Here is a 16,278-nt window from a genome sequence, read left to right on the forward strand (position 1 = left end):
GCCGGCGAGGTAGTCCTTGCCGAAATCGTCATTCTGGTAAAGGACGGCAACTTTCGGATCTTTGACATTATCGAGGATGTATTTCGCGTAGACGCGCGCCTCGACGCGGTAGCTCGGCTGCCACCCCATGGTCCACGGGAAATTTTTCGGGTCGTTCCACTTGTCTGCCCCCGTCGCGATATAGACCTGGGGCACCTTGTTATCGTTCATGTATTGCTCGATCGCGGTGTTCGAGGGGGTGCCGAGGGTCTGGAAAAGGAAAAGGACTTTTTCGGATTCGACCAACCGGCGGACCTGCTCGACGGTTTTGGCTGGGGCATAGCCGTCATCGAGGGAGATGAAATCGATCTTGCGCCCATTGACCCCGCCTTCGTCGTTCACTTTCTTGAAATAGGCGGCAATGGATTTGCCGATGGCGCCATAGGCCGAGGCCGGCCCGCTATAGGGACCGGTATTGCCGATCTTGATTTCGGTGTCGCTCGCACCCGGGCCGTACAGTTTTTCGGCACTCGCGGCACCCGCGATTACCACTAGCACAAGCGACGAAACCGCCGTGGTCAGCATGCATCTCGTGAATCGCATTGCTACCCCCTCGATTAGCTCGTCAGAGTTTGCTTACCCGAGCGACGCCCCGCAAGTGCCGCATTCGCATCGCGCGCCCGGCGAAGGCGGGCGATCGCAGTGGCGAGCGTGCCGGCAATGCCCTTTGGCATCAAATACATGAACGCGAGCAGGAAGAGGCCGTAGATCGCCCACGGTGCTGCGTCCGATATATCGCTCGCGAGAGTGGGAACATACTCGATGAAAAAGCCGCCGAAGAGCGCACCCGATATGGTTGCGATCCCGCCGACGACCGAACCGACCAAGAAGGAGATCGACAGGAAGACGTCGAAGCTGTCCGGCGAGACGAAACCTGCAACGACGGCCCCGAGTGCGCCCGCGATCCCGGTTGCGAGTGCACTCACGCCGAAGGCCGTCGTCTTGTAAAGGGCGATATTGATGCCCATCGCCTTCGCCGAAATCGGATGGTCGCGGATCGCAATCAAAGCGCGACCGGTGCGCCCGATCAGAAGATTGCGGCCCGCCCAGAAAACGAGAACGAGGGCCACGAGGGCCAGATAAAAGAGCCAGCGATCGGTGCCGATCGCAAGCCACGCGGGCGGGGCCGGCTTTTTGAGCACGATGCCTTGCGATCCGCCGGTCCAGCTATCGAAATATTTGAGGAATTGGGGCGTTGCGACCGCCATGGAGAGAGTCACCAGCGCGAGATAGAGACCCTCGAGCCGCAAGGCCGGCAAACCGAAGAGGACGCCGACCGCGAAAGAGAGCGCGCCCGCCGGGGGAATGGTGAAATAGAACGGCACGCCCCAGCGGTGCATCATGATGGCGCTCGTGTAGCCGCCGATTGCGAAAAAGGCCCCGTGGCCGAGCGATATTTGCCCGTTGTAGCCGGTGAGCAGGTTGAGGCCGAGAAGTGCGATCGCATAGATCGCGGCTTTCGTGAGCCTCAAAGTGCTGTAGCCGCTCACGAACCACGGCAGCCCGATCGCGATTGCCAATGCGAGTGCTATGGCGAGTCGCGCTTGGCGAGAAAGGGCTTGTCCGTCCGTTCCGGTCCCGTGAGGTGTAAAGACGGTCGTCAGAAAGCTGGCGCTCATGGGTTACACCCGCCTCACAAACCTAGGGCCGAAGAGCCCGCTCGGCTTCACGACAAGCGTGATGACGATGAGTGCGAGCGCGACCGCAACCTTGAGTTCGCTCGCGATGAGATAGGTGCCGACGAGGTTCTCAAGCACGCCGACGATGAGCCCACCGAATACCGCCCCACCGGGGCTCGAAATGCCGCCGAGAAGTGCTGCGGCAAACGCGTAGAGCAGCACACCGCTCATCATGTTTGGATCGAGGAAAATCACGGGTGCGACCATGATTCCGGCAACCGCGCCCACGGCCGCCGCGAGGCCCCAACCGATCGCGAGCATCCAGCCGACCCGAATGCCGGCGAGCTTCGCCGACGCGGGATTTTGCGCTGCGGCCCGCATGGCAAGGCCAAGGGGTGTGAAGCGGAAGAACAGAAAAAGCAGAACCAGCACGCAGAGCGTCACGCCGATCACGCCGAGATCGTGACTCGTGATCATACCGTGAAAAAGCGGGCGGTCGGCGAAGGGGCTTGGGAATTCCCTCTCCGTATAGGTGAAGATCCAGCCGGCGAGCGAATTGAGGATCACGAGCAGGCCGATAAAGACGATCACGTGGTTGAGGATGGGTGCCGTCTCGACCGGGCGGACGACGATGCGTTCGATCAAAACCCCGCCGATGAAGGAGACCGCGACGGTAAGCAGGAATGCGGCCCAATACGGTATGCCCGCCTGGATGAGCGTCCAGGCGATGTAGGTCGAGAACATCGCCATTTCGCCTTGCGCGAAGTTCACCGATTCCGTCGCCCGATAGATCATCACGAGTGCAAGGGCCAAGCTCGCATAAATAACGCCTGTCGCGACACCGGAGAGCGTCTGCTGGAGGAGTTGGTCCACGGCTTTCCCTCTAATAACCGAGATAGGAGCGGCGGACTTGGTCGTGGCGTTCGAAATCGCGCGATGTCCCCGCCATGACGATCTTGCCGGTTTCAAGAAGATAGGCGTGATCGGCAAGCTCCAGCGCCAGTGCTGCGTTTTGTTCGACGAGGAGAATGCTCACGCGCTCCTCTCGGCGCACCGCAGCCATGATTTCGAAGATTTTCGCGACCACGAGCGGGGCGAGGCCGAAGGACGGCTCGTCGAGGACGAGAAGGCGCGGCCGGAGCATGAGCGCTCTCGCGATCGCGAGCATCTGCTGCTCCCCGCCTGAAAGCGTACCGGCTTGTTGGTGTCGCCTTTCCGAAAGACGCGGGAAATACTGGTACATGCGCTCCAAGTCCGACGCGACCGACTTGCGCTCTCGGCGCACATAGGCGCCGACGCGCAAATTTTCCTCGACCGACAGGTTCACGAAGGTGCCGCGCCCCTCGGGTGCTTGGGCAACACCCATGCGCGCAATTCTCTCGGTGGGCGCAGCGTCGATCCGCACGCCGGCCAAACGAATATCCCCCGAACGCGCGATCATTCCGCAAACGGCGCGCAAGACCGTGGTCTTTCCGGCACCGTTCGCACCGAGGAGGGTGGTAACCCCACCTTCTTCGACGGCGAATTCGATGCCGTGCAATGCTTCGACCGGACCGTAATACGCCTTGAGATCCTTCACCTCGAGAAGCAGCGCCATCACCGCACCCGCCCGAGATAAGCCTCGATCACGGCTTCGTTCGCCTGCACGTCTTGTGGCGATCCTTCGGCGATGACGCGACCGAAATCGAACGCCACGACCTTGTCCGCGGTCCCCATCACGAAGCTCATGTGGTGCTCGACGAGCAATATGGTCATGCCGAGCGTGTCGCGGATGCCGCGCACCAACTTACCCAAAGCACCGACTTCTTCTTGATTGAGCCCGCCCGCCGGCTCGTCGAGCAAGAGGAGCTTCGGCGAGCATGCGAGCGCTCTTGCGATCTCTACCCGCTTTTGCGTGCCGAACGGCAGATCGGCGACAGGCCTCTGCGCCACATCCGCGAGACCGACGCGCGCAAGCAGGTCAATGGAAAGGGTGCGCAACTCGCGTTCCTCGGCGCGCACGCTCGGCAGGCGCAGGGCATTTCCCAAGAAGCCACTTTCGGCGACCGCATGGGCGCCCACAATGACATTGTCAAGCACGGTCATGGATTTGAAGAGCGCGAGGTTCTGGAAAGTGCGTCCAATGCCTGCTGCTGCGATCTCGTGGGGTGCAAGGTCGAGGAGCGATCGGCCGTTGAAGCGAACATCGCCGCTGATCGGCCGGTAGAGCCGCGACAGTACGTTGAAAAGCGTCGTCTTTCCCGCGCCGTTGGGACCGATCAGGCCGACGATCTGCCCGTCGCCCGCAGTGAAGGAGACACCATCGAGCGCCACGATGCCGCCGAAGCGGACGGTGATATCCTCAACCGCGAGAAAGGGGCACGCCTTTGCGGCGATGCCGGTCGCAAATCCCCGAGGCATTACGACGGCGGTCATTGCAACCGCCGGGCCTTATCGTGTTCGCCCGCCACCGGAAAAGCCTCCCTCTGCGCGTTTTTGTCGGGATTTCATCAACCGGACGGGTGCGCCTGTTGCGCGGAACGAAGACTGTTGCATGGTGCCGCGAGGGCGTCAACGCAGGCAAAGCCGAGTTTCGAACGCTGAAATCGCCGGCGGCCGCAGGGGGCATCGCTACGTTTGCGAAGTGTTCTTCTTGAGTTCGAGCCGCCCGATCTGCGCCACGTGGACCTCGTCCGGGCCGTCGGCGAGGCGCAGGACGCGGGCATGGGCCCAGGCATCGGCGAGGCCGAAGTCCTCGCAAACGCCCCCGCCGCCGTGGACTTGAACGGCACGATCGATGACGTTGAGCGCCATGTTGGGGGCGACGACTTTGATCATCGCAATCTCGGCACGCGCCACCTTGTTCCCGACCGTATCCATCATGTGCGCGGCCTTGAGGACGAGAAGGCGCGCTTGCTCGATCTCGATCCGCGAGCGAGCGATCATCTCCGCGACCACGCCGTGTTCGGAGATCGTCTTGCCGAAGGCCGTGCGAGAGCGCGCACGCGTGCACATCGCTTCGAGGGAACGCTCCGCAAGTCCGATGAGGCGCATGCAATGATGAATGCGGCCTGGCCCGAGACGGCCTTGCGCGATCTCGAATCCGCGACCCTCGCCGAGCAGAATGTTTGAAACGGGCACGCGGACGTCCTCGAATTTGACTTCCCAATGGCCATGAGGTGCATGATCGTAGCCATAAACCGAAAGCGGGCGGATGACCGTCACACCGGGTGTATCGCGCGGCACCAGGACCATCGATTGCTGCTTGTGGCGCGCCGCGGTTGGATCCGTCTTCCCCATAAAAATGAAGATGCGGCAATCCTCATTGCCGGCCCCCGAGCACCACCATTTGTGCCCGTTGATTACGTATTCATCGCCCTTGCGCTCGATGCGCGCCGAAATGTTGGTGGCGTCGGAAGAGGCGACGTGCGGTTCGGTCATCGCAAACGCCGAGCGGATCTTGCCGTCGAGCAAGGGGCGGAGCCAGCGCTCCTGCTGCGCTTTGTCCGCGTAGCGGGCGAGAACCTCCATATTGCCCGTGTCGGGTGCGGAGCAGTTGAACGCCTCGGGTGCCGTCGGCGAACGGCCCATGATTTCGCACAAGGGGGCGTATTCGAGGTTGCTAAGACCGGCCCCGAATTCGGGTTCGGGCAGAAATAGATTCCAAAGGCCCGCAGCGCGTGCCTTCGCCTTCATCTCTTCCATGATCGGTGGCGTTCGCCAGCGGTTTTCGGCCGCCTCAACCTCGTCGTGGAAACGCCGCTCGTTCGGATAGACGACCCGGTCCATGAACTCGACGAGCTCGTTGCGCAGTCGCTCGACTTTTGGCGAATAGGAAAAGTCCATGACGCCACGGTTCCTTCCGTCGCGGCGACTTTGACACGGCCGGAGCAAGTGGGTCAATCGAAGGGGGAATTCTGGCGCTTGCGCCTTGCGGGCATCGATACGGGCTTCGAGCAGGCGTGTCGGGTTGAGGCGGTCCGCGCGGCAGGGGCCCCGGATCGCCGATCATCGGAACACGCGTTCGGCCTTCAACCCATCGGCTTGCGGCGACCTCAATGTTAGTATTTTCTAATCTTATAGACGACAGCAAGCATGGGAGGGGTCCGATGAGCGCTGCGCGGAAGACGAAGGCGAAATCGAAATCGCGACCGGGATTGCTCGAACGCTTGGCAAAAGGACCCGTAATCTGCGCGGAAGGCTATCTCTTCGAGTTCGAGCGGCGCGGATATCTCCAGGCCGGCGCCTTCGTGCCCGAGGTGGTGCTCGAGCACCCAGAACTTGTCGAACAACTTCATCGCGAATTCGTGCATGCCGGCTCCGACGTGGTCGAAGCCTTCACCTATTACGGGCATCGGGCAAAGCTTCGGCTCATCGGGCGGGAAAAGGACCTCGAGCCGATGAACCGCACCGCACTCAAAATCGCGAAAAAAGTCGCCAAAGATACGGGCACTCTCGTTGCGGGCAACATCTGCAATACGACGACCTATATCCCGGACGACAAGGCTTCCCACAAAGCCATCCGCAAGATGTTCGACGAGCAGATCGGCTGGGCAACCGATGCCGGCGTCGATTTCATCGTCGGCGAGACTTATTCCCATGGCGGGGAGGCGCTCATCGGCCTCGAGGCGATCAAGGCCGCCAAGGCGACCGCGGTGATCACCTTAGCGATCCACAACAGCGGGGTCACCCGCGAGGGTTGGGACCCGGTCGATGCCTGCATGCGCCTCGAGGCGGGCGGGGCCGATGTGGTCGGGCTAAATTGCAGCCGCGGCCCACGCACCATGCTTCCGCTTCTCAAAAAGATCCGTAAAGCTGTCAAGTGTCACGTCGCGGCCCTTCCCGTACCGTACCGCACGACGGCCAAGGAGCCGACCTTCCAGACGCTCAACGACAAGGCGTGCGACTGTATTCCAAACGATCACCCGTTCCCGGTCGCACTCGATCCCTTCACCTGCAATCGCTATGAGATTGCGGCATTCGGCAAGGCGGCCTACGAGTTGGGCGTGCGTTATCTCGGCGTCTGCTGCGGAGCCGGACCGCATCATATTCGCGCGTTGGCCGAGGCCCTAGGCCGCAAGCCGCCGGCGAGCCGCTATTCGCCGGACATGTCCAAGCACTACATCTTCGGCAAGGCCAAGGGTCTGCGCGAGCGGAACCTGCAATACGCAAAACAACTGCGCGGCTAGGCTCGGGGGTATGCCATGAACGACATGCGTGAAGCGCGTCTTGCACCCCGTTTTACGGGCGCGGGGCTCAAAGACCACGAGCGTCAGATCGATATGGTGCGCGTGCGCGGCTATCGCTTGGGTCGGCTTCAGGCCGAGCTTGCGCGTCGAGATTACGCTGCCGCCTTGCTGTTCGATCCCATGAACATCCGCTATGCGACCGGCAGCCGAAACATGTCCGTGTGGACGTCGCACACCCCGGCGCGATATTGCTTCGTGCCGGCCGAGGGGCGGGCGATACTTTGGGACTTCCATAACTGCGAGCATCTTTCGGCGGGTCTCGAGACGATCGAGGAGGTGCGCCCGGCGCACGGTTTCTTTTTCTTCGGCGCCGGCAGCCGTGTCGAGGAAAAGGCGAAAGCGTGGGCCGATGAAATCGCCGCGGTCGTCGCCGAGCATTGCCACGGCAGCAAGCGGATCGCGATCGATCGCCTCGATCCTCCCGGTGTTCATGCCTTGGGCCGACACGGCATCGAAATCTTCGACGGCCAGGAGCCCTGCGAGTTGGCGCGGGCGATCAAATCGGAAGATGAAATCGCCTGCATGGTGCAAGCGATCGCCGTGTGCGAAGCGGGGATGGCGCGCATGCGCGAATCGCTCAGGCCCGGCATCACGGAAAACGAGCTTTGGGCCGTCCTCCACGAGACCAACATACGCTTGGGTGGGGAATGGATCGAAACGCGCATCCTTGCCTCCGGAGAACGCACGAACCCCTGGTTCCAGGAATGCGGCGATCGCCTGATCCGGCCGGGCGATCTCGTGAGTTTCGATACCGACCTGATTGGGCCGTTCGGCTATTGCGCCGACATCTCGCGCACATATTTCTGCGGCCCTGGCAAACCGAGTGGCGAACAGCGGCGGATCTACGGCCTTGCGATGGAACAGATTCATTACAACATCGACAAGTTGATGAAGCCGGGTCTCGATTTTCGGGAGGCGAGCGAACTTGCGTGGCGCATTCCGAACGCGTTCGTGAAGAACCGCTATTCTTGCGTTGCGCATGGGGTGGGGCTCTGCGACGAGTGGCCCAAGATCACGCATATCCAGGATCGGGAGCAAGGTGCCTACGACGGAGAACTTCAGCCGGGCATGACGATCTGCGTCGAAAGCTATATCGGCGAAGAGAGGGGCTGCGAAGGGGTCAAGCTCGAACAGCAGGTGTTGATCACGGAAACAGGTTGCCGGCTGCTCTCGACCTTTCCTTTCGAGGAAGCCCTTATTTCGTAGGCCATTTGTTGTGTTATTGGCTGTGGCCGTCGGCGAGGAATATCCCCTCGCCGACCGATTTAATAGTGGATTTCATATTCAGCTTGCCAACGAATTGTCACCCGCGGCACCGCGGAGGTAAGACCTAAGAGCACGCCGCCATTCCATTCAAGCGTGCCGGGCCCGAGATCGAATATCTTCCCGAAGAGCTGCGGCCCCATGCGCTGGTCCTGTTGGTTCCATGGCTGGAAATTCCTGATCGGACCGGGCTGGCCGTAATATTGAACGCCTGGCTCGACCACAATGCCGCGGCCGATCGAGGTTTCCCATGCATCGATTCGCGACTCGAGCGCATAGAGGAAGATGGGATGACTCGAGGCCCCGGTGCCCAGTTCCTTCTGGATGAACAAGTTGATCGAGTTGCTGGTACCCCAGAAATCCTTGCGTAAGACCGGGCCGAATGTCGTCTCGTTCGGCGAGTTTGCAAGCATGCCGTGCCCACATTCGGCGAAAAAACCCGCGTCCAGCCAATATTCGCCGCGCTCCGTGAGCTGGAATAAATTCTCCGACGTGATCTGGTTGAACTGCAGGTGTTGCCCCGGGCCTGGATCGCGGTTGAATTCAAATTCAAGCTCGCTCTGCCACCAGCTCGTGATGCCGTATTCGACCTCGGCGGTATAGCTCCGCTCGCCGCTCCTGTCTGCGTTGGGATCGAATCCCGCGTCGCCTACATGTTCGACTGCGAGCTCCCCCTCATTGACGTCGGGCGTCCAAACCTTGAAGTCCGCCCAGGCTTCATCCTTAGCAGAGACCGACAAGGACAGGATGAGAATTGCGGTCGCGATCGTTGCCTTTTTCTGCATATGCCCCTCGTAGATTTGCGAATAAGACGCATTTGCAATTTGAAATCAAAAAACGCCCATCCCTTTCCTCGCTGACGCAACGGCCCGGCCTTCGTGAAATCGGGCGCGCTCAGCGGATGCATCACGCGATGAAGAAATCGGTTAGGTCGAGCTCTGCGCCATCCGCCGTGTCGGTGTGTTTCGGCCGAACAGCAGCATTAGTGCGCCGATGCCGAAGAGGGTCACAAAGTAGAAGACGAGCTGAATTCCAGCGGGTTGTGCCGTGTATCCGGTCAAGACATGGAGTAGGCGCCCCATTAGGCTGGTCTCGGTGAGGAGGAAAGAGGTATCCCAAATTCTGTCACCCAGTGCGGGAAGGATATTCGCCTGCATCAGGAAAGCGGCGCCTTGGGACGCCATGCCGGCCGCCAACAGCAGGATAAGCCAGGTTGTCACGGCAAAGAGATGGCGCAAGGGTATCGATAGAAGGCCAAGGTAAAGAGCGATCCCGAACGAGACTCCGGCGACGACGCCGAGGCCACCACCGATCGCCATATTCGCGGCACTGCTTCCGCCGGCAACCGCAATCCCATAGAGGAAGAGCACCACCTCGGAACCTTCTCGCAATACGGCAATCCCGCATACGGTGGCCAGGGCATAAAGCGGCCGCGCACCAGCGAGCACGTCGCGGCCGACCCGGTTTGCGGATGCGGCAAGCTCCCGCCCGTGGCGGCTCATCCAGACATTATGCCATCCGAGCATGACGACGGCGGCAAAGAGGATGGAGGCATTGAAGAGTTCCTGACCGACACCCTCGACCGCGCCGGAAATTTGCTCGGCGAAGGCCGCTACGAGGAGGGCGCCGAGAATGCCCGAAAGGACACCGCCCGCGACCCAGACGCCGCGACGCGGCACACCGCGGCTCGCCGCCATCACGATGCCGACGACGAGGCAGGCCTCGACGACTTCCCGGAAGACGATGATCAGGGTCGCGAGCATGGCGGCCGGGCCTATTTCACGACCAGATGGCCGCGTGTGTCGGGATGGAAATCGTCGAAGAATTCGTAGCGGCCGGGTTCGAGCGGACCGACGAACACGGTGATCTCGCCGCCGGGCTGCACCACTTTCTCGCGATGGAACTCGACGCTTTCGAACTCCGACACGGTCGAATCCTGGTTGCGCACGATGAGCTTGACCTTCTTCCCGGCCGGTATCTCGACCTCGCTCGGGACGAATTTGTGATCCTTGATCGCGATGACGACTCCCGCATCATCTGCCACGGCCGGGGTCGCCAGACACAGCACCAAAAGCGCGGCGAGAAGGCAAAAACGGTTCATCGACGGTTCCTAGGGCATTACATGCAAATGCGAATTACTCGCAACGTAGTCACTACCATAAGGTGTTGCAAGCACAATTTTTGCGTGACGGTCGCACACGGCATCGCTCATCGCCGCACAGCCCCTTCGTTTTGCCCCCTTTGGCTCTTGCGGGAGGTGTGCCCCGCATCGCGCCGCAGCCAGTGCATCTTGTAAGACGATTCCCAAATTCGCCATATTAGGGGGCGGGAACGGGAGCGAATTTCGGATTCAGAGGACAGTAGCGCGTTGTACCCGACGAATTATTCCGGACTTCTCCAATCGTCATGCCCGCCCCCGGACTTACGATCCGGGGGTCAGACCCGGGCATCCACGTACTTCTGCCCAATCGCTGAAAGACGTGGATGATCGGGTCTCTGCCTTCGGCCGGCCCGGCCATGACGTTAAAAAAAACGAACCGTCAGACTAAGCGCACTCACACGAAGTTGTCTCTCGTGTGGTATTCGGATTTGAAGTTCCTAGAGCCGAATGCCGGCAGAATGCGAGGAACGACAAATCCACCAAACGAGTATTCTTCTGACATATTATTTGTGCCGGGACCGCGGCCGGAGCGGTCTTTCGTTCTCTATGACAACGCGCCGCACCTGAACGGCAGGAAAGGATCGGGGCCGGAATGAAAAGCCATGCGCAAGTCGTCGTGATCGGCGGCGGGGTCGTCGGCTGCAGTGTGCTCTATCACCTTACGAAAGCGGGCTGGAAGGATGTCGTGCTGATCGAGCGCGACGAGTTGACGTCGGGCTCCACTTGGCACGCCGCTGGCGGCATGCACACGATCAACCTCGACCCGAACGTGGCGAAGCTTCAGCAGTACACCATCAACCTCTACAAGGAGATCGAGGAAATCTCGGGCCAATCCTGTGGGGTGCACATCACGGGCGGCATCATGCTCGCCGGGACGAACGAAAGGCTCGATTGGCTGAAGCAGGCCCACGCGCGCGGCCGCTACCTCGGGATGGAAACCGAATTCGTCTCCCTGGATGAGGCGGCACGTCGATTTCCGATCATGGAGAAGAAATACTTCGTGGGCGCGCTTTACGATCCGATCGAGGGGCATGTGGACCCCTCCGGCGTAACCCATGCCTATGCCAAGGCCGCGCGCGTGCAAGGGGCTGAAATATATCGCTTCACCCGGGTCACCGGTCTCGAGCATCGCCCCGACGGCACTTGGAACGTGCGAACCGAAAAAGGAGAGATCCATGCCGAGCACGTGGTGAATGCCGGCGGATTATGGGCACGCGAAATCGGCCGCATGGTCGGCCTCGAAGTGCCCGTGCTCGCCATGGAGCATCAATATCTGCTCACCGAGGATATTCCCGAGGTAAAGGCGCTGAAGACCGAATTGCTTCACGCCATCGATTTCGAGGGTGAGATCTATATCCGCCAGGAAGGCAACGGCATTCTCATGGGTACCTACGAACGCGCAGGCGTTCCCTGGTCGACCTTCGACACGCCGTGGGACTTCACACACGAGCTTTTGGCCCCGGACCTCGAGCGCATCGCACCGAGCCTCGAAGTTGGATTCAAGCATTACCCCGCGATCGAACGCGCGGGGATCAAGAAGGTCATCAACGGCCCCTTTACGTTCGCACCGGACGGGAATCCCGTAATCGGGCCGGTCCGGGGTTTGCGGAACTATTGGCTTGCTTGCGGCGTCATGGCGGGCTTCAGCCAGGGCGGGGGCGTCGGCCTAACGCTTGCGAACTGGATGATCGATGGCGACCCCGGGATGGACATATGGGGAATGGACGTTGCGCGCTTCGGCGACTGGGCGACGCTCGCTTACACCAACGCCAAGGTGCGCGAGAATTACTCGAGGCGCTTTCGCATCCGCTTTCCGAACGAAGAGCTTCCGGCGGGCCGCCCGCTACGCACCACGCCCATCTATGACCGCCTGAGCGAAAAGCGCGCCGTGTTCGGGGTATCCTTCGGACTGGAGCACGCACTCTGGTTTGCACCCGACGGCGTCGCATCCGAGGAAAGCGTCACTTTCCGCCGCTCGAACGCGCACGGTCCCGTCGGCGAGGAATGCCATGCCGTCCGCGACGGTGTCGGGCTCATGGAAATCTCGGCATACGCGAAGTACCTGGCGACGGGCCCAGCTGTCGAATCCTGGCTATCGCACTTGCTTGTCAATCATATGCCGCGGCTCGGCCGCATGGCGCTTGCCCCGATGCTCAATCCGGACGGTAAGCTCATTGGCGACTTCACCGTCGCCAAGGAGCGAGCGGAACGCTTTTACATCTTCGGCTCGGGCATCGCCGAGGAATACCATATGCGTTGGTTCGAGGCGCATCTGCCGGAGAAGGGCGTCGCGATCAAGTCTTTGCGCACGGAACTCGTCGGCCTCGCGATCGCAGGCCCGAAATCGCGCTTGCTGCTCGAACGCCTCACGCGGACGGATGTCTCGAACGAGGGCTTTCCCTTCCTTTCGTTCCGGGCCGTCGATCTCGGCATGATCCCCACACTCGTCGGACGCATCAGCTTTACGGGCGATCTCGGTTACGAGATTTGGGTGAGCGCCGATTATCAACGCGCACTTCATGACGCCATCGTCGCGGCCGGCGCCGATCTTGGGCTCCGGCACTTCGGCGCCCGCGCACTCAACTCGTTGCGCCTTGAAAAGAGCTTCGGCAGTTGGGCGCGGGAGTTTCGGCCGATCTACGGTCCTGCCGAAGCGGGGCTCGGACGCTTTGTCGATCTGCGCAAGAACGATTTCATCGGCCGCGATGCGGCTCTCAGGGAAAAGGAAGTCGGCCCGAAGCGTCGAATCGCGACCTTCGTCGTCGATGAGAACGGCGCCGATGCGCTCGGCGACGAGCCCGTTTGGCACGACGGCAAGGCCGTCGGATGGGTCACCTCGGGCGGCTATGCCCATCACGTGGGAAAGTCGGTTGCCCTTGGCTACATTCCTGCTGAGCTGGCCGGCGCGGAAGGTGGGTTTGCGCTGGAAATTCTTGGCGAGCGGCGACCGGCGCGGATTGCCCGCGAGCCGCTGTTCGATCCGCAGGGCAAGCGCATGCGCGGCTGACGCGTCGGCCGATCTTTAACCGCACGCCTCTGCCGCGCAGTACCAAGGCGGGCAATCGATCAGTTGGAGGTGTCGCGATGGCGCGCGTCATCGGCATCGATCACTTGGTGATTCGGGTCGGCAATTTCGCCAAATCCAAGCGCTTCTATGACAAGGTACTCGGCTTCCTTGGCTTCACTCTGAAATACGAATTCGACGGGGCCGCAGGCTGGAGCAATGGCAAGACGCTCTTCTGGATCGGCGAAGCGGATGCGGAGGGCAAGAAGCACCCTCACCGCATCGGCAACATCGGATTCCATCACTACGCTTTCGAGTTGGCGAAACGCAAAGACGTGGACGATCTCTTTGGGGTTCTCAAAAAGAACAAGATCACCGTCGTCGACCCGCCAGCGGAATATCCCAACTATGGCAAGGGATACTATGCCGTGTTCTTCCTCGACCCCGACGGGCTGAAGCTCGAAGGGATGTATTTTCCGAAGAAAAAGAAGTAGAGGGCGTCGAAGAAAATATGACGATGAGGCGGGGTTCCCGTCGCGCGGACCCGCACGGGCCTTGCGAGCGCCCTATACCGCGTGCGAGAGTTCCGTCTCGAGTTGTTCCTACCCGCCGATTGAATTCCGCCCATGGAAACGCAAACGAACGAGCGCTCGGTCCGCCGCCTGGAGGATACGCGATTCCTGACGGGGCGCGGCCGTTACGTCGAGGACGTGGCGCTTCCAAGGCAAGTCTTCGCTCATGTGGTGCGCTCACCCCACGCCCACGCCGTCATAGAGCGGATCGAGGCAGGGTCGGCACGGGAGATGGCTGGCGTCCTCGGGGTCTTCACGGAAGTCGATTTGCGCAACGACGGGATTGGCCCCCTCCCTTGCATGGCGCAGCTTAACACGCTCGCACCTCTCATCGTGCCCCCTCGTTATGCGCTCGCCCGCGACCGGGTGCGCCATGTCGGCGACCCCGTCGCACTCCTCGTCGCCGAGACTCGCGATCTAGCCCGCGAGGCCGCGGACGCGATCGAGATCGACTATCGCCCGCTTGCATCCGTGGTCGATGGGCCGGCAGCACTTGCCGCTGGGGCGCCGCTCGTGTGGGACGAAATCTCCAGGAACCTTTCTTATCGCTTCCAGAAAGGCGACCGGGAGGCGACCCTGGCGGCGTTCGCGAGGGCGAGCCACACGGTCGAGATCGAGCTCGTAAACAATCGCGTGATCGTGGTGCCGATCGAGCCGCGGGCGGCGATCGGAAGCTACGACATGGCGTCCGACAGGCTGCACCTGCTCTTGACAGGGCAAAACGTTCACGGCATCAGGCGGCAACTCGCCGAGTTCGTCTTTCGCGTGCCGGAGGATCGCATCGCGGTCACCGCACCCGATGTCGGCGGCGGTTTCGGGATGAAGAATTTCCTTTACCCCGAATGGGTGCTGGTCTTGTGGGCGGCACGCCGTTTCGGCCGACCGGTCAAATGGATCGGCGAGCGCACCGAGGATTTTGTGAGCTCCACGCAGGGCCGTGACAATAACACCCGCGCGCGCCTGGCACTCGACGGCACCGGCCGGTTCCTGGCGCTGGAAGTGTCGACGATCGCCAATCAGGGCGCTTATCTCTCCTCCTACGGCCCCCTCAGCGCGACGACAGCGCCCTCGACGGCGATGGGCGGTGTCTATGCCATCCCTGCGATTTTCATGGACGTCCAGGGTGCTTTCACGAATACCGTCCCGGTCGACGCCTATCGGGGTGCGGGCAAGCCGGAAGCAAACTATCTCATCGAGCGGCTTGTCGACCTCGCGGCACGCACGATCGGGTTCGATCCGTTCGAATTGCGACGCCTCAACGTCATCGACAAACTTCCGTATCGCAGCGCGCTCGGCATGCTGATCGATAGCGGCCGCTTTGGCGAGAATATCGCCGATGCGGCAATCCATGCCGACCGCTCGGGATTCGACGCGCGAAAAAAAGCGGCTGCGCAGCAGGGACGATTGCGCGGTCTCGGGGTCGCGTGCTTTCTCGAGACTGCGCGGGGACAGCCGAACGAGCGCGCGGAAATTCGCTTCGATGCCGACGGCCGTGTCTCGCTTGTGGTTGGGACCCAATCGAACGGCCAGGGCCACGAGACGAGCTACGCTCAAATCGCGTCGGACCTGCTCGGTTTGCCGCTTGAATCGTTCCGCCTCGTTCAGGCCGACACAGGGATGGTGAAAAGTGGCGCTGGACACGGTGGCGCTCGATCGATGCATCTCGGCGGTGGCGCTCTGGTGAAGGCGGCCCACAACGTGATCGCGAAGGGCCGCGCGATTGCCACACACCTTCTGCAAGCGCTCGGCTCCGAAGTCGGCTTCGCGAGCGGCCGCTTCACCGTATCGGGCACCCAGCGCTCGATCGGAATACTCGATCTCGCGCGCGCCGCGCGGGACCCGGCCAATTTGCCCGACGGCATCGGACCTGGACTCGATGACCACGCGGACAATATTTCGGACCTTTACACCTTTCCGAATGGCTGCCACGTCGCCGAAGTGGAGATCGACCCGGATACGGGTGTCGTTACCGTCGAGCGCTATACCGCCGTCGACGATTATGGACGCCTAATCAATCCGCTCTTGACCGAAGGACAGGTGCAAGGCGGTCTCGCCCAGGGCATCGGTCAAGCACTCCTCGAACATACCGTTTACGACCCGCGGTCCGGCCAACTCCTGAGCGGATCGCTCATGGATTACGCCTTACCCCGTGCGGACGACTTGCCGAATTTCGATCTCGCCTTCGTCGAGGAAGAGACACAGTCAAACCCGCTCGGCGTCAAGGGTAGCGGTCAAGCAGGGGCCATGGCAGCACCCCAGGTCATCCTCAATGCGGTGATGGATGCGCTCGCCCCTCTCGGGATCCGACATCTCGACATGCCGGCCACGCCGGAACGGATTTGGCGTGCCATTCGAGCTGCTCGGAATTAGCGCCGTGCGCCATATTTGCCGC

At 61.4% G+C, this 16,278-nt stretch carries 14 protein-coding genes; 5 read left to right on the forward strand and 9 right to left on the reverse strand.

What is annotated here, in order from left to right; translation table 11 throughout:
- From VEJ16_10760 to VEJ16_10785, 6 genes are all read right to left on the reverse strand, one after another.
- On the reverse strand, positions 1-582 hold a 582-nt coding region (locus VEJ16_10760), incomplete at its 3' end, for an ABC transporter substrate-binding protein (GenBank protein ID HYB10142.1).
- A 14-nt stretch (positions 583-596) separates the two neighbouring features.
- Positions 597-1,658, reverse strand: a complete 1,062-nt coding sequence (locus tag VEJ16_10765; GenBank protein ID HYB10143.1) for a branched-chain amino acid ABC transporter permease — start codon at positions 1,656-1,658, stop codon at positions 597-599.
- Positions 1,659-1,661: 3 nt separating this feature from the next.
- A complete protein-coding gene (locus VEJ16_10770) occupies positions 1,662-2,531 on the reverse strand; it encodes a branched-chain amino acid ABC transporter permease (GenBank protein HYB10144.1) in 870 nt (289 codons plus the stop codon).
- Between the two features lie 10 nt (positions 2,532-2,541).
- Positions 2,542-3,255, reverse strand: coding sequence for an ABC transporter ATP-binding protein (locus VEJ16_10775; protein ID HYB10145.1), 714 nt, complete (start codon positions 3,253-3,255; stop codon positions 2,542-2,544).
- Positions 3,255-4,073, reverse strand: coding sequence for an ABC transporter ATP-binding protein (locus tag VEJ16_10780; GenBank protein ID HYB10146.1), 819 nt, complete (start codon positions 4,071-4,073; stop codon positions 3,255-3,257). Before VEJ16_10780 ends, VEJ16_10775 begins: the two co-directional genes overlap by 1 nt.
- A 195-nt stretch (positions 4,074-4,268) precedes the next feature.
- Positions 4,269-5,483, reverse strand: a complete 1,215-nt coding sequence (locus VEJ16_10785) for an acyl-CoA dehydrogenase family protein (protein HYB10147.1) — start codon at positions 5,481-5,483, stop codon at positions 4,269-4,271.
- Positions 5,484-5,746: 263 nt separating this feature from the next.
- Here VEJ16_10785 and VEJ16_10790 point away from each other — a divergent pair, with 263 nt between their 5' ends.
- Both VEJ16_10790 and VEJ16_10795 read left to right on the forward strand, forming a co-directional pair.
- A complete protein-coding gene (locus VEJ16_10790; protein ID HYB10148.1) occupies positions 5,747-6,826 on the forward strand; it encodes a homocysteine S-methyltransferase family protein in 1,080 nt (359 codons plus the stop codon).
- Positions 6,827-6,841: 15 nt separating this feature from the next.
- Positions 6,842-8,092 carry a Xaa-Pro peptidase family protein gene (locus tag VEJ16_10795; GenBank protein ID HYB10149.1) on the forward strand — a complete coding sequence of 417 codons (1,251 nt, stop codon included), beginning with the start codon at positions 6,842-6,844 and terminating at the stop codon, positions 8,090-8,092.
- A 59-nt stretch (positions 8,093-8,151) separates the two neighbouring features.
- Here VEJ16_10795 and VEJ16_10800 read toward each other — a convergent pair whose 3' ends face one another.
- From VEJ16_10800 to VEJ16_10810, 3 genes are all read right to left on the reverse strand, one after another.
- Positions 8,152-8,934: a hypothetical protein gene (locus VEJ16_10800; protein HYB10150.1), complete on the reverse strand. Its 783-nt coding sequence runs from the start codon at positions 8,932-8,934 to the stop codon at positions 8,152-8,154.
- Positions 8,935-9,075: 141 nt separating this feature from the next.
- On the reverse strand, positions 9,076-9,912 hold the full coding sequence (locus VEJ16_10805; protein ID HYB10151.1) for an FTR1 family protein: 837 nt from the start codon (positions 9,910-9,912) through the stop codon (positions 9,076-9,078).
- A gap of 11 nt (positions 9,913-9,923) precedes the next feature.
- Positions 9,924-10,250: a cupredoxin domain-containing protein gene (locus VEJ16_10810; protein HYB10152.1), complete on the reverse strand. Its 327-nt coding sequence runs from the start codon at positions 10,248-10,250 to the stop codon at positions 9,924-9,926.
- Between the two features lie 652 nt (positions 10,251-10,902).
- On the opposite strand from VEJ16_10810, the gene VEJ16_10815 reads away from it, so the two are divergent.
- The 3 genes from VEJ16_10815 (at position 10,903) to VEJ16_10825 (ending at position 16,256) form a co-directional block, all read left to right on the forward strand.
- Positions 10,903-13,317 (forward strand): FAD-dependent oxidoreductase, encoded by a 2,415-nt coding sequence (locus VEJ16_10815; GenBank protein HYB10153.1) that lies wholly within the window; start codon positions 10,903-10,905, stop codon positions 13,315-13,317.
- Between the two features lie 77 nt (positions 13,318-13,394).
- Complete coding sequence (locus tag VEJ16_10820; GenBank protein ID HYB10154.1) at positions 13,395-13,808, forward strand: VOC family protein; 414 nt, start codon at positions 13,395-13,397, stop codon at positions 13,806-13,808.
- A gap of 132 nt (positions 13,809-13,940) precedes the next feature.
- Positions 13,941-16,256: a xanthine dehydrogenase family protein molybdopterin-binding subunit gene (locus tag VEJ16_10825; protein ID HYB10155.1), complete on the forward strand. Its 2,316-nt coding sequence runs from the start codon at positions 13,941-13,943 to the stop codon at positions 16,254-16,256.
- Positions 16,257-16,278 lie beyond the last annotated feature (22 nt).

The sequence above is a fragment of the Alphaproteobacteria bacterium genome (genome assembly GCA_035625915.1).
Classification (GTDB): domain Bacteria; phylum Pseudomonadota; class Alphaproteobacteria; order JACZXZ01; family JACZXZ01; genus DATDHA01.

Excerpts from the sequence above, each read along its gene's own strand:
- VEJ16_10820 (HYB10154.1), top strand. The coding sequence starts at position 13,395 with ATGGCGCGCGTCATCGGCATCGATCACTTGGTGATTCGGGTCGGCAAT.
- VEJ16_10785 (HYB10147.1), bottom strand. The coding sequence starts at position 5,483 with ATGGACTTTTCCTATTCGCCAAAAGTCGAGCGACTGCGCAACGAGCTC.
- VEJ16_10800 (HYB10150.1), bottom strand. The coding sequence starts at position 8,934 with ATGCAGAAAAAGGCAACGATCGCGACCGCAATTCTCATCCTGTCCTTG.
- VEJ16_10810 (HYB10152.1), bottom strand. The coding sequence starts at position 10,250 with ATGAACCGTTTTTGCCTTCTCGCCGCGCTTTTGGTGCTGTGTCTGGCG.
- VEJ16_10775 (HYB10145.1), bottom strand. The coding sequence starts at position 3,255 with ATGGCGCTGCTTCTCGAGGTGAAGGATCTCAAGGCGTATTACGGTCCG.
- VEJ16_10795 (HYB10149.1), top strand. The coding sequence starts at position 6,842 with ATGAACGACATGCGTGAAGCGCGTCTTGCACCCCGTTTTACGGGCGCG.
- VEJ16_10825 (HYB10155.1), top strand. The coding sequence starts at position 13,941 with ATGGAAACGCAAACGAACGAGCGCTCGGTCCGCCGCCTGGAGGATACG.
- VEJ16_10780 (HYB10146.1), bottom strand. The coding sequence starts at position 4,073 with ATGACCGCCGTCGTAATGCCTCGGGGATTTGCGACCGGCATCGCCGCA.
- VEJ16_10765 (HYB10143.1), bottom strand. The coding sequence starts at position 1,658 with ATGAGCGCCAGCTTTCTGACGACCGTCTTTACACCTCACGGGACCGGA.
- VEJ16_10815 (HYB10153.1), top strand. The coding sequence starts at position 10,903 with ATGAAAAGCCATGCGCAAGTCGTCGTGATCGGCGGCGGGGTCGTCGGC.
- VEJ16_10805 (HYB10151.1), bottom strand. The coding sequence starts at position 9,912 with ATGCTCGCGACCCTGATCATCGTCTTCCGGGAAGTCGTCGAGGCCTGC.
- VEJ16_10790 (HYB10148.1), top strand. The coding sequence starts at position 5,747 with ATGAGCGCTGCGCGGAAGACGAAGGCGAAATCGAAATCGCGACCGGGA.